The organism is Dyadobacter diqingensis (genome assembly GCF_024220585.1).
GTDB classification, from domain to species: Bacteria; Bacteroidota; Bacteroidia; order Cytophagales; family Spirosomataceae; genus Dyadobacter; species Dyadobacter diqingensis.
Genome location: NZ_JAMXKF010000013.1, coordinates 20,634 through 45,744, shown reverse-complemented (window position 1 = coordinate 45,744; position 25,111 = coordinate 20,634). Strand labels below are relative to the sequence as shown.

21 protein-coding genes are annotated in these 25,111 nt (G+C 43.1%); 9 read left to right on the top strand and 12 right to left on the bottom strand.

The genetic code is table 11. The features are described from left to right. Nucleotides 1–57: 57 nt before the first annotated feature. The 8 genes from M1L62_RS26640 to hisH all read right to left on the bottom strand — a co-directional run bounded on the left by M1L62_RS26640 (nucleotide 58) and on the right by hisH (nucleotide 4,941). On the bottom strand, nucleotides 58–834 hold the full coding sequence (locus tag M1L62_RS26640; RefSeq protein ID WP_254562704.1) for a phosphoglycerol geranylgeranyltransferase: 777 nt from the start codon (nucleotides 832–834) through the stop codon (nucleotides 58–60). Continuing rightward, on the bottom strand, nucleotides 815–1,240 hold the full coding sequence (locus M1L62_RS26635; protein WP_254562703.1) for a hypothetical protein: 426 nt from the start codon (nucleotides 1,238–1,240) through the stop codon (nucleotides 815–817). Before M1L62_RS26635 ends, M1L62_RS26640 begins: the two co-directional genes overlap by 20 nt. A gap of 103 nt (nucleotides 1,241–1,343) precedes the next feature. Beyond that, complete coding sequence (locus M1L62_RS26630; protein ID WP_254562702.1) at nucleotides 1,344–1,682, bottom strand: phage holin family protein; 339 nt, start codon at nucleotides 1,680–1,682, stop codon at nucleotides 1,344–1,346. Nucleotides 1,683–1,739: 57 nt separating this feature from the next. Then, nucleotides 1,740–2,075, bottom strand: a complete 336-nt coding sequence (locus tag M1L62_RS26625) for a phage holin family protein (RefSeq protein ID WP_254562701.1) — start codon at nucleotides 2,073–2,075, stop codon at nucleotides 1,740–1,742. Between the two features lie 13 nt (nucleotides 2,076–2,088). Next, nucleotides 2,089–2,718 carry a bifunctional phosphoribosyl-AMP cyclohydrolase/phosphoribosyl-ATP diphosphatase HisIE gene (hisIE, locus tag M1L62_RS26620; RefSeq protein WP_254562700.1) on the bottom strand — a complete coding sequence of 210 codons (630 nt, stop codon included), beginning with the start codon at nucleotides 2,716–2,718 and terminating at the stop codon, nucleotides 2,089–2,091. A 48-nt stretch (nucleotides 2,719–2,766) separates the two neighbouring features. Further along, nucleotides 2,767–3,543, bottom strand: coding sequence for an imidazole glycerol phosphate synthase subunit HisF (gene hisF, locus M1L62_RS26615; protein WP_254562699.1), 777 nt, complete (start codon nucleotides 3,541–3,543; stop codon nucleotides 2,767–2,769). A gap of 4 nt (nucleotides 3,544–3,547) precedes the next feature. Then, the gene (hisA, locus tag M1L62_RS26610) at nucleotides 3,548–4,270 is read right to left on the bottom strand and encodes a 1-(5-phosphoribosyl)-5-[(5-phosphoribosylamino)methylideneamino]imidazole-4-carboxamide isomerase (protein WP_254562698.1); all 723 of its coding nucleotides are present in this window, start codon (nucleotides 4,268–4,270) and stop codon (nucleotides 3,548–3,550) included. Between the two features lie 83 nt (nucleotides 4,271–4,353). Continuing rightward, a complete protein-coding gene (gene hisH, locus M1L62_RS26605) occupies nucleotides 4,354–4,941 on the bottom strand; it encodes an imidazole glycerol phosphate synthase subunit HisH (protein WP_254562697.1) in 588 nt (195 codons plus the stop codon). A 416-nt stretch (nucleotides 4,942–5,357) separates the two neighbouring features. On the opposite strand from hisH, the gene M1L62_RS26600 reads away from it, so the two are divergent. The 8 genes from M1L62_RS26600 to M1L62_RS26565 all read left to right on the top strand — a co-directional run bounded on the left by M1L62_RS26600 (nucleotide 5,358) and on the right by M1L62_RS26565 (nucleotide 19,824). Further along, nucleotides 5,358–6,779: a M14 family zinc carboxypeptidase gene (locus M1L62_RS26600; protein ID WP_254562696.1), complete on the top strand. Its 1,422-nt coding sequence runs from the start codon at nucleotides 5,358–5,360 to the stop codon at nucleotides 6,777–6,779. Between the two features lie 73 nt (nucleotides 6,780–6,852). Beyond that, nucleotides 6,853–8,334 (top strand): M14 family zinc carboxypeptidase, encoded by a 1,482-nt coding sequence (locus M1L62_RS26595; protein ID WP_254562695.1) that lies wholly within the window; start codon nucleotides 6,853–6,855, stop codon nucleotides 8,332–8,334. A 190-nt stretch (nucleotides 8,335–8,524) separates the two neighbouring features. Then, on the top strand, nucleotides 8,525–11,416 hold the full coding sequence (locus M1L62_RS26590) for a TonB-dependent receptor (protein WP_254562694.1): 2,892 nt from the start codon (nucleotides 8,525–8,527) through the stop codon (nucleotides 11,414–11,416). A 79-nt stretch (nucleotides 11,417–11,495) separates the two neighbouring features. After that, nucleotides 11,496–13,166, top strand: coding sequence for an IPT/TIG domain-containing protein (locus M1L62_RS26585; protein WP_254562693.1), 1,671 nt, complete (start codon nucleotides 11,496–11,498; stop codon nucleotides 13,164–13,166). 225 nt (nucleotides 13,167–13,391) lie between these two features. Next, complete coding sequence (locus M1L62_RS26580) at nucleotides 13,392–14,012, top strand: HupE/UreJ family protein (protein ID WP_254562692.1); 621 nt, start codon at nucleotides 13,392–13,394, stop codon at nucleotides 14,010–14,012. A gap of 34 nt (nucleotides 14,013–14,046) precedes the next feature. Further along, the gene (locus M1L62_RS26575; RefSeq protein WP_254562691.1) at nucleotides 14,047–16,425 is read left to right on the top strand and encodes a M1 family metallopeptidase; all 2,379 of its coding nucleotides are present in this window, start codon (nucleotides 14,047–14,049) and stop codon (nucleotides 16,423–16,425) included. Between the two features lie 238 nt (nucleotides 16,426–16,663). Further along, entirely contained in the window at nucleotides 16,664–17,617 is a 954-nt protein-coding gene (locus M1L62_RS26570) for a D-2-hydroxyacid dehydrogenase (protein WP_254562690.1), read from the top strand. Nucleotides 17,618–17,835: 218 nt separating this feature from the next. Then, on the top strand, nucleotides 17,836–19,824 hold the full coding sequence (locus M1L62_RS26565) for a CotH kinase family protein (protein WP_254562689.1): 1,989 nt from the start codon (nucleotides 17,836–17,838) through the stop codon (nucleotides 19,822–19,824). A 59-nt stretch (nucleotides 19,825–19,883) separates the two neighbouring features. Here M1L62_RS26565 and M1L62_RS26560 read toward each other — a convergent pair whose 3' ends face one another. From M1L62_RS26560 to kaiC, 4 genes are read right to left on the bottom strand one after another with little or no spacing between them, the layout of a single operon-like run. Further along, the gene (locus tag M1L62_RS26560; RefSeq protein ID WP_254562688.1) at nucleotides 19,884–21,167 is read right to left on the bottom strand and encodes a sensor histidine kinase; all 1,284 of its coding nucleotides are present in this window, start codon (nucleotides 21,165–21,167) and stop codon (nucleotides 19,884–19,886) included. A gap of 8 nt (nucleotides 21,168–21,175) precedes the next feature. Next, nucleotides 21,176–21,466, bottom strand: coding sequence for a circadian clock KaiB family protein (locus M1L62_RS26555; protein WP_254562687.1), 291 nt, complete (start codon nucleotides 21,464–21,466; stop codon nucleotides 21,176–21,178). A gap of 23 nt (nucleotides 21,467–21,489) precedes the next feature. Next, complete coding sequence (locus M1L62_RS26550; protein WP_254562686.1) at nucleotides 21,490–21,789, bottom strand: circadian clock KaiB family protein; 300 nt, start codon at nucleotides 21,787–21,789, stop codon at nucleotides 21,490–21,492. Between the two features lie 21 nt (nucleotides 21,790–21,810). After that, the gene (gene kaiC, locus M1L62_RS26545; RefSeq protein ID WP_254562685.1) at nucleotides 21,811–23,520 is read right to left on the bottom strand and encodes a circadian clock protein KaiC; all 1,710 of its coding nucleotides are present in this window, start codon (nucleotides 23,518–23,520) and stop codon (nucleotides 21,811–21,813) included. A 285-nt stretch (nucleotides 23,521–23,805) separates the two neighbouring features. Here kaiC and M1L62_RS26540 point away from each other — a divergent pair, with 285 nt between their 5' ends. After that, on the top strand, nucleotides 23,806–25,047 hold the full coding sequence (locus M1L62_RS26540; protein WP_254562684.1) for a GDSL-type esterase/lipase family protein: 1,242 nt from the start codon (nucleotides 23,806–23,808) through the stop codon (nucleotides 25,045–25,047). Nucleotides 25,048–25,111 lie beyond the last annotated feature (64 nt).

Here is a 25,111-nt window from a genome sequence, read left to right as displayed (position 1 = left end):
ATTTCCTTAGAAAATAATGAAACCCCTTTCTTTAGTACAATATATTATCCCCTAAGTCTAGTAAACCTTTTCCAATTGGAGGTTAAACATTTTTACAGAGGCTGCAACCTCGGGAAGCAGATTTTGGTTTTGTTCTATTCCATTACCTACTACGATCACATCCGCACCGGCCTGCATAGCAAGCAAGGCTTTCTCACTCGAATCAATACCTCCGCCTACAATAATCGGGGTATCAACGGCTGCGCGAACAGCCGCGATCATTTCTGCTGAAACGGGTATTTGCGCACCGCTTCCTGCATCCAGAAATATATTTCGAAGACCTAACATTTCACCGGCCATTGCTGTACAAGCGGCAATAGCGGCTTTATCGTGGGGAATCGGGGTGGTATTGCTGATGTAGGATACCGTAGTAAGTTTACCGCTTTCAACGAGCATATACCCCGTTGGCAACACTTCAATACCACTTTTCTTTAACATGGGCGCAGCAATCACATGCTGGCCGATCAGAAAATCAGGGTTTCTTCCCGAAATGAGAGACAATAATAAAATGGCGTCCGCAGAAGGGTCAATATGCAGACTGTTTCCCGGAAAAAGTATCGTTGGAATATTGGTTTGTTCCTGAATAGCTGATATCAGCTGATCAATGGCATAGTTTGTAATCAGGCTGCCACCTACGAAAAAAAAGTCAACCTCATTTTCAACTGCCCGGCTGAGAAACTCCGGAAAAGTATTAAAGTCCACTTTATCAGGATCCAGTAAGACAGCGAAAGATTTCCTTTTCTCTTCTTTTCTGGCTGTAAGTAGGTCTGCTATTTTATGATTCGATATTTTCATCCGCTTCTTGATCATCTGCAATAAAATTCTTTAGCTTTTGGCGCGCCCATCCCACTGCCAATGTCCATACTAAGCTCTGCACGACTTCGCCTATCGCAAAATTACTTTTCTTTTCGCGAACTGCACGTTGCACCTCCGGCTTTTCAGGCTCAATTATTCCTTTTTCTTTCTTTTTGGCATCCGGAAGCACCGCTTCCATCACCAGATAAGTGGTTGCGATCACACCGCCAATGATCAAAGCCTGCTTGCCGTAGTCGGTTGCATCCTTTTTAAGGTCGTCCCATTGCAGTTCAAGCTTGTCACGATAAAGATGTGCCTCCTTCAGCAAATCTTCTTTTTCAGCATCCGTATCGGATGAGAATGGTTTAGACAACTTTACAGATAAATCTATCGGAGAACTACTCATATCATTAATCTATATTAAAGTATTGTTCACAAGTAACCATCAAGATACCCAAAAATAGTAATTCCCGGGGAAACTATCTTTTCCGCGGGTAACCTTCCCTGGCTTAATCCTCTTTTATCTGAACAAAACGAATGATTATATTACGAATAAAACCTACCAGTTGTTTTCTGAAACTGATTGTCAGGATTAACTTGATTATAAAAATACCCAATAATATCAGGTAACCCAGATAATCGCTTTTCAGCCATTTGTTCAAAAAAGTCCCCAGTAAAATGACGATCAGGATAAAAACGACAAGGCCGACGCTCAGCACGAGCAAAGCGTACACGGCCATTACAACCATGCGTTCTATTTTATCTCTTGTCTCAATTTTAAACAGATCTATCCGTGTTTCGAAATATTTAAAAAGAGTATCCTTAATTTCTTCAAGTTGGCTAAACATAGGCGTGTAGTTTGCAATGCATGTGGTTTGATCTGAAATTAGTATTAAAACAAAATACTAATCTAAAAACATACCAAGGACGGCAGAAACTACTGAAACTACTAAACCAAAAATAAGGGCTGATATAAATCCGCTCACGGCGAAACCGTCAACAAGATAAGTAGCCAGATAAATAATGAATACGTTGATTACAAAATAGAAAATCCCAAGCGTCAGAATGGTGATGGGCAGTGCAAGAATTTGAAGCACCGGCTTAAGAAATGTATTGAGAATCCCCAAAACAATGGCAACGACTGCGGCGGTAGTCCAGCTATCCACGAAAACTCCCGGAACGACCTTGGACGCAACAACAATTGCCAATGTACTGATTAGAAGGCGTATTAATAAATTCATATGGCTTTGGTTTTTATGAGTGACGGCTACGAAGTACGCTAATTACCTCGTCTAAGTCAATGTTTTTTTGTTCCAAAAGCACCAGAAGGTGAAAAAGCAAGTCGCTCACTTCTCCTTTAAAGAGCCCGTCGTCGTTATCTTTTGCTTCAATAACAACCTCAACGGCTTCTTCCCCTACTTTCTGTGCAATTTTATTCACACCTCTTTTAAACAAACTGCTTGTGTAAGAGTCGTCGGAAGGATTAAGTTTTCGGTCGCGGATAATGTCTTTCTGAAGATAATTAAGGAACGCAGCTTCCCCGATCCGGGTATTGCGGTTATTTTTTTCCCCAAAACAGGTATCATCGCCGGTATGGCAGGTTGGTCCTGCAGGTTCAGCTTTGATCAGGATGGTATCTCCGTCACAATCAGCCAGTATTTCCTTTACGAATAGAAAATTATCCGATGTCTCGCCTTTCGTCCAGAGACGTTGCTTGCTGCGGCTGAAAAAGGTTACTTTACCTTCTGCCTGTGTTTTTTCAAAAGCCTCTTTGTTCATGTACCCCAGCATCAGGACAACGGAGGTATTGGCATCCTGGACAACAGTCGGCACGAGTCCGTCGGACGACTTGGTAAAATCTATGGTTGAAAGTTCGTTACTCATTGTATAAGGTTGTAAGTAAAATTTGGGCCGTCATCAACGACAGTGAATTTATTTTGTCATGCGCATCGGAAGCGCTTTATTTTGTAAATATTGCTTCAAATCAGGAATATCTATTTCACGGAAGTGAAAAATACTCGCTGCCAGTCCCGCATCTGCCTTGCCTTCGGTGAACACATCATAAAAATGCTCCATATTTCCTGCACCTCCCGACGCGATGACGGGAATATTGGCATTGGCCGAAATCGTCGAAGTCAGTTCAAGAGCAAAACCGTTTTTAGTGCCGTCCGTATCCATCGATGTCAGCAAAAGCTCGCCTGCGCCACGTTCTTCTACTTCTTTCGCCCAGGGAATTGTCCGGAGCTCAGTGGGTTTTCTTCCACCGTGCGTATGAACGATATGCTCAAAAACACCTGCGCTGGTTTCCACGTATCTGGTATCGATGGCAACCACGATGCACTGGCTTCCAAATTCGAGTGCCAGTTCGTTGATCAGGTCCGGATTACGCACTGCCGAAGAGTTGATAGAAACCTTATCGGCGCCTGCATGCAACAATGCCGACACATCAGCGATCGAGGAAATCCCACCACCGACAGTAAAAGGAATATTAATGGTGTGTGCTACCCGCCGAACCAGATCAATAAAAGTTGACCGGCCTTCAACTGTCGCTGCGATATCGAGATAAACGAGTTCATCCGCTCCCTGTGCCGCATAAAGCGCTCCAAGTTCTACGGCATCACCGGCATCACGAAGGTTTACAAAGTTGACTCCTTTAACGGTTCGTCCGTCTTTTACATCCAGACAAGGTATAATGCGTTTTGTCAGCATAATTTTAGGCTAAAAATCGTTGTAAATCGGCCAGACTGATCCGGTTTTCGTAGATCGCTTTGCCTATAATAACACCGTAAATATTCATCTCAGCAAGTTTTTCCACATCTTCCAGGCCGCTGATGCCACCGCTGGCAATGATATGCAGATCAGGACATTTATCCTGCAAGTTTTTATAAAGATCAAAAGAAGGGCCTTGTAAAAGTCCGTCTTTGGCAACGTCGGTGCTAATCGTGTATTTCACACCCTTGTCTACATATTCTTCCACAAAATCGTAAACCCAAAGTTCGGTTCCTTCTTCCCAGCCACTTACCGCAACTTTTTCGTTTTTGGCGTCAGCTCCTAAGATGATTTTATCCCCGCCATATACTTCCAGCCAGTTTTTAAACAATGCGGGTTGTTTCACTGCCACACTTCCTCCGGTTACCTGTTTTGCTCCGCTTTCAAACACTACGCGAATATCTTCTTCGGATTGCACGCCACCGCCAAAATCAATATGCAGTGAGGTTTGGGTTGCTATTTTTTCAAGTACTTTCCAATTGACGACTTTTTTCGCTTTCGCTCCGTCAAGGTCTACCAAATGTAATCGGGTTAAGCCTGCATCCTGGAATTCAAGGGCTACTTCCAGAGGGTTTTCATTGTATATGGTTTTTTTACCGTAATCTCCCTGAGTCAGACGGACACACTTTCCGTCGATCATGTCTATGGCTGGAATTATCTGGATCATATTGGTTTTCATATGGTATCGTATCCCGGCGCCCCAGGCCGCTGGCCCGGGTTGAGATACATCGGCCTTTCAGGCCTGGTTCGTTAAAGTTTCAGGAAATTTTCTAATATTTTTTGTCCAACGTCACCACTGATTTCGCAGTGGAACTGGGCTGCGTGGAAATTATCTTTATGCAGCATCGCACTAAATGGATTTATGTAGTCGCAGGTGGCAACCGTGTATTCACACACTGGCGCAGCATAACTGTGAACAAAATAAACGTAAGCGTTGTCGATCAGGTCTTTTGTCAGGTCCGACTTGTAGTTGGTGATATTATTCCAGCCCATATGCGGCACCTTGATTCCCGGCGTGGCAGGAAAACGTTTTACATCCACATCAAAAATACCCATACAGGTCGTGTTATTTTCTTCTGAAAAACGACACATCAGCTGCATCCCGACACAGGTGCCCAATACCGGCTGTTTCAGGGAAGGGATAATTTTGTCCAGTCCTTTTTCCCGCAGATAACTCATGGTGGTACTCGCTTCACCTACTCCCGGAAAAATCACTTTATCCGCAGAACGTATTTCTGCTTCGTCATCTGTGTATAAATAATCAACGCCAATTCGGTCGAGCGCATACATCACCGACTGCACATTTCCCGCATTGTACTTGATAATAACGGTTTTCATTCGTTTCGGATTTAGATTTTAGCCGGAAGACTGTTAAAATTTTAAAATATGAGAACTGATAAAGCTAAAATCTGATACACCAGAAAAAACAAAGCCCGATTCGTTTACGGAATCGGGCTTCTGGGATACTATGTATTCAACCTTATTACAACACTACTTGCAAAAACACATCACCCAAGACGCCCGGAAACCAAATGGTTTTGATGAAAATGATGATATGTTTCAGCTCTTAACATGCGGCAAAGATAAGAAAACTTTGTTAGAGAATGGAACAATTTTTGCAAATAATCTGCATTAAACATGAAGAAATTGTACGACCGGTTTTCCCGAATGTGTTTACATTTGTTTCAACAATACAAAATATTTTTTCAACTGCCTGATATATTTAATTTTACAGGTTTGCCCAATCCTGATTCATGAATTTGAAAACTGCTTTCGAAAATAATCTGTATACTTCTTATCCGCTTTTCAGGGAAGCTTCCTTGACGAAAAGACGCTTTAAACAAGATTCCGTAAATGATTTGATTGATCAAAGAAGGGGAAATCCCGTTTATGAAATCAAACAGATCGGAGAATCATTTGAGGGCCGGCCTATTCATTACATAAAAACAGGTACCGGTAAGCGCAAGATTTTGCTGTGGACACAAATGCACGGCGATGAGGCCACTGCTACCATGGCCAGCTTCGACATTCTTAATTTTCTCGAAGGAGAAAATGATGGTTTTGATGAAGCCAGAAAGCTGATCTTGTCAGAAACGACGCTCTATTTCGTGCCTATGTTAAATCCCGATGGCGCCCATCGTTTCCAGAGAAGAAATGCCCAGAATATTGATATAAACCGTGATGCTTTGCATTTACAGGCTCCTGAGTCCAGGATTCTCAAAACATTACAACAGACATTGCAGCCTGAGTTTGGTTTTAATTTACACGATAAAAACCCACGTTACTCGGTTGGCAGCACATCAAAACTGGCAACAATTTCATTCCTGGCGACTGCCTATGATCAGGAAAGAAACGTAAATGCGGTGCGTGAAAAGGCGATCCAGGTGATTGCGGGAATGAACCGGATGCTGCAAAATTATATCCCAAATCAGGTTGGCCGCTGGAACGAAGATTTTGAACCAAGAGCTTTCGGAGATAACATTCAAAAATGGGGAACGACGCTCATCCTGATCGAATCCGGCGGCTATGTCGGCGACACTGAAAAACAATACATCCGGAAGCTGAATTTCATGTCAATTCTGTCGGGCTTATACTCCATTGCTGAAAATTCATATGTAAAGGAGGGCCGGGAAGACTATTATGCACTAATGGAAAACAGCCGTTACATCTATGATCTGCTGATCAAAAATGCGACCATAACGCAGGACGAAAAAACATTTCAGGCCGATCTGGGTATTGACCGAAGCGAGGTGAACACTGAGAACGCCACGAATTTTTTCTATCACAGCAAGATCGAGGAGTATGGAGATCTTTCTATCTTTTTTGGCAGCGAAGAATTTGACGCCACAGGGTATACCATCGAAAAAGGAAAAGTTCTGGCTGTTTCTTATCAGGATGTAAGCGACCTTGATAAAGTGGATCCGTGGGCGTTGCTTAAAGAAGGTTATACCTTTATAAAAATGGAACCCGATACCTCGTTATCAGGAGTTTCAGCCTCCGAGCTTCCTCTTCATATATTGAGAAATAAGCCTGAACCCGTTGCTGCACCCACTTTTGAAGACACAGCCACTTTTATTCTGACTAAAAACGGAGAAGTGAAATTTGCCGTGGTGAACGGATTTATATATGACCTATCATCCGAAGAGCCTGCTTTCCATAACGGTATTGTGGAATAAAATCCTTTAAATTGTGAATCTTACTATGCTTTGTGTAAACCTTTTTTGCTTTGCGTGAAAAAACTACGGCATTATGAAATATCTGTCCATACTATTTATCAGCCTTTTCCTTTCTTCTCAGACCTTCTCCCAATCGACCGATCTCGCAGAAAAACTGATGAAATCGCACGACAAATACAGGGAAACGACACTGACGAACCGGCGTTTTAAGCATAAAGATATTCAGCCGCTGATCACCAGAAGAGGCAGCAACAAAACCTATGAAATTTCCAAAGTAGCAGAATCCTTTGAAGGGCGCAGTATTACGATGATCAAAGTGGGAAATGGCCCGCGCAAGATCATGGCCTGGTCGCAGATGCACGGTGACGAGCCGACCGCAACCATGGCGATTTTTGATATTTTCAACTTTCTGGATGCCAAAAACGACGGTTTTGAAGAACTGAGAAAAACCATTCTCGACAGCACCACGATTTATTTTGTTCCGATGCTCAATCCCGATGGCGCCGAAAAATACCAGCGTAGAAACGCCCAGGGCTTTGATTTGAACCGGGATGCCGTATTTCTTCAGGCGCCGGAAGCAAAAATCCTGAAAGCACTGCAAAACACGATAAAGCCGGAATTTGGTTTTAATCTCCACGACCAAAGCCCAAGATATTCTGCTGGCCGGTCAGCGAAAAAAGCAACCGTTTCCTTTCTGGCTACGGCTTATGATTATCCAAGATCTATTAATACCGTCAGAGAGAAATCGATGCAGCTGATCGTTGGAATGAACCGCAACCTGCAAAAATTTATTTCGGGACAAGTTGGCAGATACGCCGACGACCACGAGCCCCGTGCATTTGGCGACAATTTTCAAAAATGGGGAACGACCCTGATACTGATTGAGTCTGGCGGGTATGCCGGTGATCCGGAAAAACAATACATCCGGAAACTGAATTTCATGTCATTGTTAACAGCTTTCGAAGCCATTGCGGAGCGGAGTTATGCGAGGGAGAACAAAGACAATTACGAAGCCATTCCTGAAAACGGGAGGTCGCTGTATGACCTGATCGTACGTGGTGTCACGGTCAACAAGGACGGGAAAAGTTATCTTTCTGATCTGGGTATGAACCGGAATGAAGTTAACTATGCCAACGCCACCCGATTCTTTTACTCAGCCAAAGTTGAAGAATACGGCGACTTATCGACCGTTTTTGGAACGGAAGAGATCAATGCTTCTGGGCTGGTTATTGAAAACGGCAAGGTTTACCCGACAGCTATATCCAGCGCTCAGGAGCTGAAAAAGCTCAATGCGAAAGACCTGATGAAGCAGGGATATACCTACATAAAATTCAACTCTTCGGAAAATGACCCACAATCGCTGTCCATCGTTTATGAACAGCCGTTTCACCTTTTAAAGAACGGCAAAACACCGTCGGTAAGCACGCCAGAGCTGGGAAGCCCGGGTACGTTTTTATTAAAGAAAAACAATTTTGTGAAATATGCCGTGATCAACGGCTGTGTTTATGATCTTGAAAATTTCAAAACAAGCAAAGGAAACGGCATAGCCGAATGAGCCAGTCGCGCGACAAAAGCGGTCTGTTCTGCTAAACGCATTACATTTTGTCGAATAAATACCACACACATTGTAATTTATTGATTTACAGCAACAATCGCTAATCTTAAATAACCAAGCCATAATATTGAGTTAACACTGAGGTAATATTGGGAGTCTACTTTTGCTGTCGAAAATTTGACACCTTAATATGAAAACCAAACTATTTACCCTCTGTTTATTTTTCTTCGCTGTATCAACAGCCTTTGCCGGTCCCGGTTCGATCCGTGGTGTTGTTAAAGACGCCAAATCAAAAGAAGCCCTTATTGGTGCAACCATCATGATTGAAGGAACGCAGCTTGGCGCGGCCGCAGAAGTAGACGGAAGCTTTACCATCGCAAATGTTCCTGCGGGAAGTCACAAAATCATTATTTCCTTTGTTTCTTACAAAACCAAAGAAATTCCAAACGTTCGTGTTGAGTCCGGAAATACCACGGTTATTGACACAGAAATGGATGAAGAAGGAACTGCACTACAAGAGGTTGTAATCCGCGGCGCCAAAGCTACCAATACAGAAGTAGCCGTAATCAGCGAAATCAAGCAACTTAAACCTATCGCGGTAGGTATCTCAGCACAGCAAATTCAAAAATCACAGGACCGTGATGCAGCAGCAGCCATCCGTCGCGTTCCAGGCGTAAGTATTGTCGATAACCGCTTCGTGATGATCCGTGGTTTAGGTTCACGATACAATGCTGTTTTGATCAATGATGTGATCACACCTTCATCAGAAGTTGATACGCGTTCGTTTTCATTTGACCTTGTTCCAAGTAATATCATCGACCGGATGATTGTTTACAAATCCGGTTCTGCTGAGTCTCCAGGGGATTTCGCAGGCGGTATTATCAAAATTTACACAAAACGTCGTCCGGATCAGAACTTCACCGACGCAGCTGTAACAATCGGATACCGTGGAAATACAACTTTCCAGAAAGTTCAAACACATGAGCGCAGCGGCCTAAACTTCCTTGGTCTTTGGAACAAAGATCAGACTTTATCAAGCAGTTTCCCGAAGCGTTCAGCAGATTTTAACACACTTAGTTCTCAGGAAAGAGCCGGATATGCTAATCTGCTTCCAAATTCATGGGCGCTGAAAGATCACACGATCAACCCTGACATGCGTTTCGCATTGAACATGGGAAGACGTTTTGAGATTGGAAACGTAGATGTAAGTAATATCACAAACATCAATTATTCGTTGACAAACCAATATTCAGAAATCGGTCTTAAACTATACCAAAACGGTTTAACAGCGAACGATCTTTTTGAAAAATATAACGACTCTAATTATTCACGCCAGTCACGTATCGGCTTACTTCATAACTGGACTTTCCGCTTCTCTCCCGTTTTCAATTTAGAATGGAAGACTTTGTTCAACCAGATGGGAAACACGGAAACAGTCATTCGTGATGGTCAAAAAGTTGTCGATGGCTATGACGTTCGTAACTATTCACAACGTTTTGAAAATCGCAGCATTGTTACAACACAAGTTTCAGGGGACCACAAATTAGGCGATCTGACAAAACTTAACTGGATTACAGGTTTTGGATATACGGGTCGTTGGGAGCCGGATTGGAAGCGTATCAGTTATCAGCGTGTGACCGGAGCAACAGGTGCAGACGGACAGTTGGTTCCGTTCCAGGCAATCGCCCCGGTAGATCCAAATCCACTTAACCTTGGCCGTTTCTATTCTAAACTTAATGAGCGCGTATTAACACTGGCTGTAAATGGTGAGCATGCTTTCGGAAACCCTACGGACCGTGAACCTAACAAGATCAGGTTCGGTATTTATGGAGAACGCAAAGACCGCGACTATTCAGCACGTTTTTATGGATATACCAATATTGGTAATGCTTCCAACATATTGCAAGGTAGTATCGGATCAATTTTCACTCCTCAAAATGTAACAGGACTTGATGGCGGATTAACGATCAAAGATGGTACGAAAGACCTGGATTCTTACAACGGTATCAACAATTACTATGCAGCCTATTTAAGCGGTGATGTTAATTTCGGATCAAAAGCAATCCTGACATTAGGTTTCCGTGGGGAATACAACAATCAGCAGCTTCATTCGACCGTTGTGAATGAGAAGAAAGAGTTGGTTAACAACATCGTTTTCATCCCGCTGCCATCCTTGAACTTCACTTACAAAATTTCAGAAAAGCAAAATCTTCGCCTTGCATACTCTTCAACTTTGAACAGAGCCGAGTTCCGTGAAATTGCTCCTTTCTCATATTTTGATTTCAACTTGCTGGCTGATATCCGTGGTAACACTGCACTAAAAACAGCCAAAATTCAAAACCTTGATGCCAAGTGGGAATTTTACCCATCGACAAATGAGCTTATCTCGGTAACTGCTTTCTACAAGCACTTCAAAGATCCTATTGAAACATTCCTTCTTCCAACAGGAAATGGTCTGGCTTATACCTTTATCAATGCTGGTTCTGCTAAGAACTATGGAGTTGAATTGGAGATGCGTAAAGGCTTCCAGGAATCAACAAGTCCGTTTTTCCAAAACCTTACGTTGGTTGCCAATGCTTCTTTTATCAAAAGCAGTGTGAACCTTGGCGAATCAGTAAAAGGTCCTGATTTAAGTGGTGCAACTCAAAATTATGATCTGACAGGTATCGCAGATAAAAAACGCCCAATGCAAAATCAGTCACCTTATCTGGTTAATGCGGGTATCTATTACGCTGAACCTAATTCAGGATGGCAGTGGAATGTCCTTTACAACATCTTTGGTAAGCGGATTTTCGCAGTGGGTAACGTGAATAACCCAACAGTATATGAAATGCCGCGTAACGTAGTTGATTTGAATATCAGCAAAAAATTCAAGAACAATCTTGAAATCCGTCTGGGAATCCAGGATCTGTTAAACCAGAACGTTCGCTTCTCTCAGGATTTCAATCGTGACGGAAAAATCGGAAGCGACGTAACATCACAATCAGCTACTGCCGATCAGGATGTACGTAAATTCAAAAGAGGCAGCTACTTCACACTTACCGCTGCTTACACTTTCGGTAAAAGAGTTGTAATACCATAAATAGCAATTTCAAAAAGCACTTATCAGAATTTTCATTTTATAAGTTAACCATCCATTTGCAAACCAACTTTAATTCGCTATGAGTATTTTGAAAAATCGACTGTATTTTTTACTCCTCCTGCTAGGTCTTTTCGCGGCCGTGTCGGCTTGTAAAAATGATGATGAGCCAGCAGTTACACCAACTCCTGTGTTAACTGTCTCATCATTTGCACCAACTTCCGGTCCGGTGGGTACTAAAATCGTTATTACAGGAACAAAATTTGACCCAACACCAGCTAATAATACAGTTTTATTCAACACAACACCTGCCACAGTAACTGCTGCTACGGCTACTTCTCTTGAAGTTACCGTTCCTGCCGGAGCTACCGCTGGCGTAATCACAGTAACATCAGGTGGTGTAACTGCAAAAAGCACTGCAAGTTTTGCAATATCTGACCGCGTTACAGTTGAAGTGAAAGGCGACATTACAACAAGCACTACCTGGACAAAAGATAAAATTTATCTTATCAAAGGTTTTGTTAACGTAACTTCTGGAAATACTTTGACAATCGAAGCTGGAACACTTATCAAAGGAGCTGGAAAAGATGCAGACCCGACTGCTTCTGGTAAAGGCGGAACTTTGATTATCCTTCCAGGCGCTAAATTAATTGCCATCGGTACTGCTGCTGCACCAATCGTGTTCACATCAGCAAACGATCCTGGAAAACGTAATTACGGTGACTGGGGTGGTGTAGTTCTTATTGGTAAGTCTGTTCATAACCGTCCTGGCAGTACGCCTTTGGAAGGTGGTATCACAGGAACAATGGGTACTGATAATATTGCCGCTGACAATTCAGGAACTTTGCAATATGTAAGAATTGAGTTTGGTGGTATTGCACTTAGTAATGCAGCCAACAGCGAAATTAATGGTTTGACCCTTTATGCTGTCGGATCAGGAACAACAATTGATCACATTCAGGTTTCTTACAGCGGTGACGATTCGTACGAATGGTTTGGTGGAACTGTAAATGCCAAATATCTGGTTGCTTACCGTGGTTTTGATGATGATTTCGATACAGACTGGGGTTTCACAGGAAAAGTACAATACGCACTTTCTCTTCGTGATCCTGAATATGCCGATCAGTCTGGTTCAAACGGTTTCGAATCTGATAACTTTAACTCAGGAGAGCCTGCAACAGGTCCAAACGAGGGACTTCCTTTGACTGCTCCGATCTTTGCTAACGTAAGTCATTTTGTTACTTCTGGAACTCCTTCTTCTATTCAAATTAAAGGAAGTGGTCCTTACCAGTCGGCAATGCACTTGCGCAGAAATACTTCTATCAGCATTTTTAACTCATTACTTGTTGGATATCCTGAAGGACTTCGTTTGGATGGTTCTTTAACCGGTACTTATGCAAATGCTACGAGTGGTGCTTTGGATTTGAAAGGTATCGTTTTTGCTAACAATACAATCCCGGTTCGCGGAGCTGCTGCGATTACAAACGATCAGGCAATTGCTTATTTCAATGCTGCTGCCCGTAAAAATGAAACTAAAGACCTTGCTTCACTTTTGTTGAACACAGCAAACTTTACGTTAACCACCCCTGGCTTCCTTCCTCAGGCTACTTCTCCTTTGTTGACTGGTGCAACATGGGAAGGCAAAGGATCTGATGCTTTCTTTACAAAAGAAACTTTCAGAGGAGCATTCGGAACCACAGACTGGACCAAAACATGGACTAACTGGGATCCACAAAACACGATTTACAAGTAATACGTAATAATAATCTTATATAATTGGTGTCAGAATTTGAAAAGGCCGGGAGCACATGCTTCCGGTCTTTTTTGTTGTTTGCAGACAGTTTCCTTAAAATAAACCTCATTTCTCCTCAAACATTGCTTTCCTTCTCCGAATGGAATATATTCGGAACTTTGTTTTGACAAGTAACCCGTCATCACAAACCTGCTCAACTAACCCACTTCAATTAATTACCTTTTCATGTCCGAATTTCAAGCTTATCTTCAATTGGGTTTCGATCACATTACGGATTCCAATGGTTATGATCACATTCTTTTCATTATAGCGCTTTGTACGATTTACACGCTGATTGATTGGAAAAAAGTAATCATCCTGGTGACTGCCTTTACCATCGGGCACTCCATCACTCTTGCCCTCGCCACGCTGGGAATTGTTTCCGTTAATCCTGATGTCATCGAACTGCTGATTCCGATTACCATCCTGATCACGGCAATTCTCAATTTTTTCCATACAACACCAAAAAGCTCATACATCAGGGAAAAATCTTTCAGTCCTCGCTATCCATTGGCACTTACTTTCGGGTTGATTCACGGATTGGGCTTTTCCAATTACTTACGCGCGTTGCTGGGTAAAGAGGCGGACATTGTCGAACCTTTGTTAGGCTTCAATGTCGGGCTGGAGTTAGGGCAGCTTATCATCGTTTTTGTGGTACTGAGCGTTGCTTTCGCCGCCGTTGAGTTATTCCGGTTATCGAAATTGAGATGGAATGATATTTTGTCGGGAATAATTGTTGGTATGGCAATATCTCTTATCATTAACAATCAGCTTTTTAGAGAAATCTTCGGATTATCTGTAAATTAAAGCCGCGTTTATTGAACAACACTCCCGATTACCTATGAGAAACCTCTTATTACCTTTTTTGCTGCTTTTATCGATGGCTATTAAAGCCCAGCAGCTCCCCACTTCACCGAATTTCAAAGCCAATGACCGCTTTGAGCAGTTAGGAACTGTACTTCCTACACCTAATACCTACCGGACGGCATCCGGCGCTCCCGGCAAGGAGTACTGGCAGATGCGTGCCGACTATGACATCAAAGTAGAACTGGATGACGAAAAACGTCGTATCATCGGTTCTGAAATCATTACCTTTTTTAACAATTCTCCGGATGAACTGAAATACATCTGGCTGCAATTGGAGCAAAACCTTTTCAAAAAAGATGGTATCGGCGCAACAAGCCGTACCGGAACCATCAATGAAAAAGGTATGAGTACTACGCAGCTTCAGGGCCTGAACAACGGTCGTGGCTCAAACCTTGACCCAAAAGTGGAGTACGGTTATGAAATTGCCAAGGTAAAAGACAAAGCAGGTAACCCGTTGCATTATACCGTCAACAACACCATGATGCGTATTGATTTGCCAACGCCTTTGAAACCAGGCACAAGCGTTGTTTTCGGGGTTGACTGGGCTTACAATATCACAGAATATTACGGTCGCAGCGGTTATGAGTTTTTCCCGAAAGATGGTAACTCAAACTATTTCATCGCACATTGGTTCCCTCGCCTGGCGCCTTATGACGACGTAAACGGATGGAACCACAAACAGTTCCTCGGACAAGGTGAATTTGCGCTGATCTTTGGTAACTACAAAGTGGCGATCACCGCACCGGCTGACCATGTTGTTGCCGCTTCGGGCGAATGCCAGAACTATGCACAGGTATTAACCGCCACCCAAAAACAACGCCTGAAACAAGCAGAAACCTCAAAAACGCCGGTGATTATTGTTACACAGGCCGAAGCTGAGAAAGCCGAAAAACGTGAAAACAAATCAGTGGGTAAAAAAACATGGCTATACAAAGCGGATAATGTGCGTGACTTTGCATTTTCAAGCAGCCGTAAATTTATCTGGGATGCGATGCAAAGTGACGTTTACAAAAACGGTCGCAAGATTTGGTGCATGTCATTTTATCCAAAAGAAGGGAACCCGCTTTGGGAGCAGTATTCAACGCGCGCTGTTGCCCATACTTTGAAATCTTATGGTAACCGTACTTTCGAATATCCTTATCCGGTTGCCATTTCCTGCCACGCAACTTCTGGTGGCGGTATGGAATATCCGATGATCAGCTTCAACGGCGGTCGTCCGGAAGAAGACGGAACTTACAGCGAACAGGTGAAATACGGTATGATTGGCGTAATCATTCACGAAGTTGGTCACAACTTTTTCCCGATGATCGTCAATTCTGACGAACGCCAGTGGGCATGGATGGACGAAGGTTTGAATACTTTCTGCCAGTATCTTGCCGAAAAAGAATGGGATTACAACTATCCTACACGCCGCGGAGAACCTATGTTCATCACGGATTATATGTCTTCCGACAAATCGGTATTATCTCCGATCATGTCATCGGCTGAAAATGTAATCGGGCTCGGACCTAATGCTTATGCAAAACCAGCAACAGCCTTGAATATCCTGCGCGAAACCGTGATGGGCCGTGAATTATTCGACCATGCCTTTAAAGAATACGCCACAAGATGGAGATTCAAGAGCCCGACCCCATCCGACTTTTTCCGCACTATGGAAGATGCGTCAGGTGTAGATCTTGACTGGTTCTGGAAAGGCTGGTTCTATGGCGTCGAGCCTGTTGATCAGGATTTGGTAACCGTTAACTGGTTCAGCATTGACACGCAAAATCCTGCGATAGAAAAAGAACTGGCGCGTAAAGAGGCTGCTGCGAAATCAAAAACGATCAGCAAAATCCGTGATGCGGCGGATAAATCTAAAACGGTGGTGGCTGAGGATTCTACCATGGCGGATTTTTACAACACGTATGATCCATACAAAGTTACGGACGCCGACAAACAGAAGTACGAGCAATATCTTGCAAGTTTGTCGCCAGGCGAGAAAGATCTGGTTCAAAATCACACCAACTTCTACACCCTTTCAATAAAAAATAAAGGAGGTTTACCAATGCCTGTCATCATTAAAATGGGCTTCGAAGACGGGACAGACTCGTTGGTAACCTATCCAGCCGAAATCTGGCGTTTCAACGACCAACAGATTTCAAAAGTAGTTTCTACATCAAAAAAAGTGGTTCAGTGGACGTTGGATCCGTACTATCAGATTGCTGATATTGATACCGAGAACAACTCGTATCCACGTGTAGCCAAACCAACGCGTTTCCAGATATTCAAACAATCGCAAATGCGCCGTCCGCAAAATCCAATGCAACAGCAGGGAACAGGTGCAGGAAAAGTAGGCGGCGAACCTAAAAACTAGGTTTAAAACCCAAAAAAGCTATAAAAAAATCCCTCCTGGTACTGATCAAACCGGGAGGGATTTTTTATGTAATTTCAAAATTAAAGTTATGTATTTTCAAAATTGTATCTATGTAATTTCAAAATTGGTAGATTGTAAATCGTTTTTCTGGCAACTATTGCTAAATATTTATCCCTGAACATCTACCCTTTATTCAAGAAAGTCCGTATTTACAATAAGCATTATAACCATTTAACATATGAACATTGTCATCCTCGACGGCTATACCTTAAACCCCGGCGACCAGGACTGGTCTCCTATTCATGCATTGGGAAACGTAACCATTTACGACCGCTCCGCGCCCGAACAGATCGTGGAAAGAGCACGTGACGCCGATGCCGTTCTTGTGAATAAGGTATTACTCAATGAAACCATATTAAGTCAGTTACCCAAACTCAGATACATCGGTGTCTGCGCGACGGGCTATAATAATATCGATACGGTCTCCACCCAAAAACATGGCATTATCGTCACCAATGTAAAAGCTTACGGACCTGCTTCTGTGGCTCAGCACACTTTTGCATTGCTTCTGGCGCTGGTCAACCACATCGAGCTGCACAGCCAGAGTGTGTCAAACGGAGACTGGTCTGCCTCGGCTGATTTTTGCTATTGGAAAACTCCGCTGGTAGAACTGGCGGGAAAAACCATGGGGCTGGTCGGTTTGGGGGACATTGGCTCACAGGTTGCACAAATTGCTTTGGCGTTTGGTATGAAAGTCGTCGCTTACCGAAAAAATACAGGACAGACACAAAACCAGGATATAACCATGGTTTCTTTAGAAGAGTTGTTCAGACAAAGTGACGTCGTGAGCCTGCATTGTCCTTTAACACCAGACACCAAACATCTTATCAACAACGAAAGATTGTCGTGGATGAAACCTACCTCCTACCTCCTGAACACCGGGCGCGGCCCTCTGATTCACGAGGAAGACCTGGCGGAAGCTTTAAAAAACAAAACCATTGCCGGAGCCGGCCTCGACGTACTTTCCTCCGAACCACCCGCAGCAGACAACCCATTACTATCGGCTCCCAACTGTGTGATCACCCCGCATATCGCCTGGGCATCTTTTGAAGCCCGAAAAAGATTGTTACAAATGGTAACCGATAATCTGGGTGCTTTTATCGGAGGAACTCCTACCAATATCGTCAAATAACCGATCGTCTTCAAAGACTAAAAAAATGAGGGATTGCACCGTGAGGCAGTCTCTCATTTTTTATTATAAGACCTTGAATATTAGAAAAGTGACACATAAATAACCTTTAAATAATTACTATAAAAAACAAGCGTAAAAGGAAAAATTCATCCCATAAAAAGTGTAAATTTAGTATGACATTAACCCAGTGAATTCATGCAATTTAACTCTACACGTTTATGGAAACTTTTTTACAACCTCATCAGAGGGCCAAAATGTTTGGTCTTCAGAAAACCACCGCATTAATTCTATTTCTGCTTTTATCCTGTTCCTGCATCGCACAAACGTCCGTCACATCCAATATACCCATATTTATTATTGATCCCGGAGGCCCGGAGATACCCAATGACCCTAAAATACCCGCAACTTTCAGGATTGCCGCAGAAGTGGCCGGATCATACAGTTATACCATCGGAGGAACCAACACGTATCAGTACGATGGTAAAATCGGTATTGAAATCAGAGGAAATACTTCTGCCGAATGGCCGAAAAAATCCTATGGTTTCGAAACTCAGGATCCGGTAACTTCTGCCAGCATCGATGTATCGTTGCTGGGGTTTCCGGCAGAGTCGGACTGGGTACTTAATGCCTGTTATGGCGACAAGTCTTTTATCCGCGAAGTACTCGCCCAGGAAATGTTCAGACAAACGGGCCGGTATGCCTCGCGCACCAAATATGTCGAGTTATTCCTGAACACCGGTGGCTCTCTGCGCTACATGGGTGTGTATATTTTCATGGAAAAAGTCAAACGGGGGAAAGACAGGCTGGATATGAAGAAACTGGGAGAAACCGACACGGATGCTTTAAAAATATCTGGCGGTTATCTTTTACAGGTTGGAGAAAATGAAGATATGAAATGGAATTCCAACATTTCCCCCAACAACAATGCCTCCAATCCCAAGCCGATATTCCACGTAGAATATCCCAAGCTGGAAAAGTACACCAACATCACCAACAGAGATGCTCAGTTTAATTACATCAAAAATTTTGTAAACAATTTTGAAGCGGCCCTGAACGGTGCCAATGCCAACGATCCCTTAATCGGATACCGAAAATACCTTAATGTGGATTCTATGGTTGACTATCTCCTGCTTCAGGAATTTACCAAGAACTCGGATAACTGGCGTGCCAGTACTTTTTTCTACAAACAGCGGGATGATGAAGGCGGACTATTAAACCTTGGCGGCCCCTGGGATTTTGATAAATCCATGGGAAATCAGCAATGGTGTTATGAACCCTCCGTTTTACCGACCGGTACCTGGGCCTGGAAGTTCAACACTTATTGTCCCGACAGACCGCCATTAACCGTTTCGTGGCCGGAAAAAGTGTTAAATGATTGCTATTTCGTACAAAGAGTAATTGCCCGTTATAAACAACTGCGCCTTAATCAGTGGAGCGACGCCAATGTTCTGGCCTTCATCGAAGCACAGAGAACTACGCTAAAAAGCAATAATGCCATTACCAGAAATTTCACCAAATGGAATATCCTCACCACAGGTATTATGTATAACGAGCATTATACGCTGGCTGGCAATACCCACGACAAAGAGGTAGATTACTTAAAAACCTGGATTCAGCAGCACCTAGCCTGGATGGACTCTGACATTGCTACCATCAGCAGCCTCACCTGCGCACCGCTGCCGGTAACTTACAATTCATTTGAAGTAAACAAAAATGATAACAAAGTGCTTGTTTCCTGGTCGACAACCGCTGAGCAAAACAATGGCTATTTTGAAATACAGCGGAGTGGAGATGCTATGAAATTTTCTAAAATTGGCATGATCGAAGGCCGTGGAGAGTCGACCAGTCTGGTAAAATATGAATTCACAGATGACAATCCGTTGTCTGGTATCAACTATTACAGAATCAATCAGGTTGACCGTGATGGGACATCGGAGCTGACAAGAATCAAGGGAATAGAATTCAAGACGAATGAACTGACGCCCGTGTTATATCCAAACCCCGCCGATAACGAGATTCATCTTATGGATTTGATGCCCGGTTCAAAAATCAAAATCGTTGATGTGAAAGGAAGGGTAATTCAGAACATTACAGTAAATGAAAAATACTATAATCTACCACTTCATCAGTTTCATGACCAGATGTATTACTTGTCCGTAGATGATGGTCGAAAAATAAAATCATTTACATTTCTGATCAACCGATAGTTCAATTCCATCTAATCCTGTTTGACGGATATCTCCGGATTTTGTCAGGCGGGATTAGATCATTTCATTTCTACTTTTTGTCGTAAAGGCAGATTCACAACAAACTCGGACCCGACATTTTCCTGGCTATTGGCTGCAATCGTTCCGTTGTGTTTGTCGAGTATTTTTTTGGTAATGGCCAAACCAATACCCGAGCCTTCATATTTATCCTTCGTGTTTAATCTCTGGAATAAAGAGAAAATTTTATCCCCGTACTTTTCATCAAAACCGATCCCGTTATCCTTCACTGAAATCCTGCAATAACCTGGTGCATCGGCAATGGAAACCGATCCGTTGGTCAAATTTTGTATGCTGATAACCGGTTTCTCGTCTGGTTTACAAAATTTCAAGGCGTTTCCGATAAGGTTTTGGAATACCTGTCTCATCTGACCTTTATTGGCTTCAATCGAGGGAAGCTGACCGATGATGAATTCAGCATTTTTCTCTTCAACAAGAATTTCAAAATCTTCCAGCACTTCCCGTATTACCGTGTTCAGATCAGTTAACTCGAAATGATTGTCATGTACAGACAAACCCGAATAAGTAAGAATATCAATGATCATCGTTTTCATCCGGCTCGACGAAGCGATAATTTTTTCAAGATACTGAACACTTTCTTCCGGTAATTCCTTCAAATGCCTGCTTTTCAACAATCCTGAGAAAATAAGAATTTTACGCAACGGCTCCTGCAAATCATGCGAAGCCACGGAAGCAAATTGCTGAAGATCGTGATTACTCATTTCCAGGGCTGAATTTGCCGTTTCAAGTCTTTCATTATTCAGCTTCAGCAGCCGTTGAATTTCTTTTTGATAGGTCAGATCGGTGATAATAATGCTTAAAGAGACACCTTCGTCCAGTTCAAGCGTCGTTACGGAAAGCTGACACGGAATCAGGCTATCGTTGCTGCTGATCGAAATTTCATATTTACCATCCTGCGACCAGCCTCTTTCAAAGATATGTTTAAAGTCTTCAACACAATGAGGAGCTATAAAAGTCTGGAAAGCCAAACCGATCACTTTTGACAACGACATGTTGACCATGGACGCAAACATGGAATTACAATATAAAATAATCCCTTCGGCGTTCAGCGTTACGGCGCCTTCATTCATCTTTTCAATGAAAACCCTGTAAGTCTGATCAGCCGTTTTAAGCGTATATAACTCGTGTCCATTTTCTCCTTTTACTACCAGCGCGTCAATCTGGCCTGTACGTATGGCATGAATGATATCAGTCGCCTCCTCCAATTGCCAGAGTAAGCGCTCATTTTCTTTTACAAGCTGATCGTACGTTTTTGCTGGATTCATCAATATAATTATGAAATTCCTAATCCTTTAAGCACCCTGTTTGTATCCGACATATCGCCGATGAGCCTCCTCTCAGGTAAGGGAAAGCTTTTGATCAACAGCGGTAATGCAATAATCTGTTCTTTTTCAGCGATGGTTTTCTCCTGATAAACGTCGATTATTTCAAGAGAATAATTATCGTGTACGTAAGTTTCACAAATATGCTTCAGGTTGCTGATTGCCCGCACGGAATTAACCGACGCGCCTGTTACAAACAGTCGTAAAACATATCTTTCGTCTTCCTGTATAGTGTCGTCCATATCTGGTGGGCTTAGAAAATTACTCATTCTGTTTTCTTCGCCGGGCGAATATTCAACCCTACGAGCACCTTTTCTTCATTGGAAAGATCTCCGATAATTTTCCGGATAGGTTCAGGCACCTTTTTAACAAGGGTAGGAATAGCCAGGATCTGATCTCCCTCAGCCAGTTGCGGCTGCACCAGAAGATCAATAACCTCGATCACATATTTATCTTTTAAATGCTCCTCGCAATATTTTTTCAGGTTACTAAGCGCCGTAACAGATTTTGTCGTTTTCCCGGCTACGTATAGTCGCAGTTCCCAAATTTCCTCTTCTACTTTCATAAGTGTTGCTTTGGTTCCAGATTAATCGTTATGTCGGTTGCGTGTGAGTTCTTCCCTGTTTTTCTCGATCACTTCTTTGCGCAGGGTATCTTCAATGTAACTTTTATTGAGCTGGTCCTGCATGGATTCGAACTCTTCTTTTAAGCTCGCAATTTTAGATTCCAATACCTTTCTTTTCCTGCCTATTTCCATATCTTTCATCGTCAGCGCATGTTTGCGCAGCACATCACCCGTCTCCTCCTGCAAGCGCTGTGCTTCTCTGGCCGATCCGGTTAGTACTCCTTCCGGTCCCAGATAAACATCTACAAGATTTAAACCTTCGTCAGAAATCACAAATTCACGCACCTGGTTCGAATGTTTCATCCCTCTCGATTTCATTACATACATTCCGCGGTTACGCTCGCCGTTAAATTCAATATCCCTGACCAGAAGCCAGGCATCTACCAGCGAAGAAACCCCTTCATCCGTTTGTTCATTGACAATGTTATTCAACGTCAGTGCCGTAAACATGACGGTAATTTGTTCCGATTGCAGAAAATCAATCAGGCGTATCAGCATGGTTTTAACTTCACTCACCGAGCCTACAGTAATAAGGTTGGTGATCGGATCGAGTATTACTACCTGCGGTTTAAATTCCTGCACAAGTTTATGAATGGCAACCAGGTGCATTTCCAGCCCATTTAAGGTTGGTCTGGAAGCATGGAATTTTAACAAGCCAGAATCGACATATTCCTGCAAATGGATACCGATCGACATCATATTCCTTATAATCTGCTTCGGCGATTCTTCAAATGCGAAGTAAATGCATCGCTTGTTTCCCTTACAGGTTTCATTGGCAAAATACCCTGCAATGCTCGTTTTGCCCGTACCGGCCGTTCCTGAAACCAGCACGCTGCTGCCTTTATAAAAACCTTTACCGCCGAGCATTTTGTCCAGTGATGGAATACCTGATGACACGCGCTCGGTAGAAACATCGTGGTCGAGCGTCAGTGCAGTAACAGGAAGTACAGAAATCCCTTTTTCGTCAATTAAAAATGGATATTCATTGGTACCATGCATAGATCCCCTGTATTTCACAATCCGCAGCAGTCGTGTCGAAATCTGATTCATCACCCTGTGATCAAGTAAAATAACACAGTCCGAAACATATTCTTCCAGCCCATGACGGGTGAAAATACCATCGCCTTTCTCACCGGTAATAATGGTTGTCACCTTTTTCCCTTTAAGCCACTGAAAAAGCCGTCTCAATTCAGCTCTGATAATCGCTTCGTTATTGAGACTTGAAAAAAGATTTTCGATCGTATCCAACACCACTCTTTTTGCACCGATACTATCGATCGCATGCCCGAGCCTAATAAAAATCCCGTCGAGATCGTACTCTCCGGTCTCTTCAATCTCACTTCTTTCTATATAAACGTGATCCAGTTTGACCAGTTTGTCAGCCTGTAATTTTTCAAGATCAAAACCAAGGGATGCCACATTCATGGTAAGTTCGTCGGCTTTTTCCTCAAACGCCATAAACACCCCCGGTTCATTAAATTCCATTGCCCCCCGAACGATGAATTCCATGGAGAACAAAGTTTTTCCACAACCTGCCCCGCCACAGATCAACGTCGGGCGCCCTTCCGGGATTCCTCCCTCAGTTATTTGATCGAGCCCAATGATACCGGTTGGCGATTTCGGCAGCAATTTTAGGGGTTTGTGCGGATTTTGAGAATAATTGATGTGCATTTAAATAAGAGTTTTCAGTCAAGAAAAAGGCTTACGTTTTTTGAAATTATTATTAAATCAGCAGTTTATCAATAATTATGCCAGCACCGAAAAACGAGACTACTTCCCATACCCCATTGAAAGGCAAATACCTCCTGCAAACGCCCAATAACCCGAAAAATCAGCGCAGACACAAAACATATGCACTTTTTTGAGTAGGAATTATCACCAGCACATCTTTATTCCTCAGCACAATGTTATTTGCGCTGTGCCTTGTTTTCCGGAAATTACCTAATCCCAATTTGCATGAGAAAGATTAAGATATCGACCAGCATTGGTTATATTTTATTACTGTTCATTTCCCTATTTTATAAAACAGCTATTGCTCAGAATCAACCCGAAAAAGCTTTTGAGCTGAAAGACGGCGACAGAGTGGTTTTTCTTGGAAATTCTGTTTTCGAGAACGATTTCCAGTACGGTTATCTCGAATTTGCACTGACTACACGATTTCCCGACCGGCATGTGACTTTCCGAAATTTGGGCTGGACAGGCGATAACGTTTTCGGTGATGCGCGAAGCACTTTCACCAATCCGCCAACCGCTTACGAGCACCTTATACAGAATATTATCAAGGCACAGCCGACCGTGGTTTTCCTGGCTTATGGCGGTGTGGAGGCCCAGGAGGGCGAGGAAGGTTTGCCCCGTTTTAAGGCAGGACTAAACAATTTGCTTCATAAAATTGATTCTCTGGGTGCTAAAACCATCCTGCTTTCGCCCATTCCGGTTATTGGCGGTGATTCAACTTCGAACCTTGACAAACGCAACGCAAATATTGAACTTTATGCTTCTGCCATTTCTCAAATCGCATCCGCGCGTGGGAAGCAGTTTATTGATATTTATAAGCCTGTTCAGGAACTCAGCAAGAAGGAGACAATTACGGAAAACGGTATACATCTGAATGAAACGGGTTATTACCGTTTGGCCGGGATTCTGGAAAAAGGTCTGGGCCTGAAATCGGGCATCGAACCCGTAACGATCAGTATTTCAAAACAGGGAATCGATCTTTCCGCAAATGCTAAAAAGCTTGGAAAAGGCACTGATCTCGCTGATCTGAAATTTACAATTCAGGAAGATTATCTGCCGCTTCCGTATCCCAAGCAATACGCCGGCACCTTTAATGACGCTCAGGTTATAAAGGTTACCGGTTTGAAAAAAGGATTTTATACGCTGAAAGCCGACGATTCTGATTTAATAACGGCTTCGGCAAAAGAGTGGGAACAAGGTGTAAGCATCAAACGCGGGGTTTCCACCAATCAGGTGAACCTGCTGCGCCAGATGATTGTGAAGAAAAATGACTTGTTCTTTTTCCAATACCGTCCTATTAACGAGACTTATATCATCGGGTTCAGAGCCTACGAGCAGGGTAAACACGTAAAAGATCTGGATGACCAGAGTATTCTGATCAAATTTCTGGAAAGCCAGATTGCCCTGGAACGTACGCCGAAAGTTCATCAATACCGGCTATCGCAAGTTGGCGGTCCGCAATAACCTCAACGATAACCCGCTCAAACCATAAATTCCAACATTAACCAAGTCGACAGCCGATTGCCGT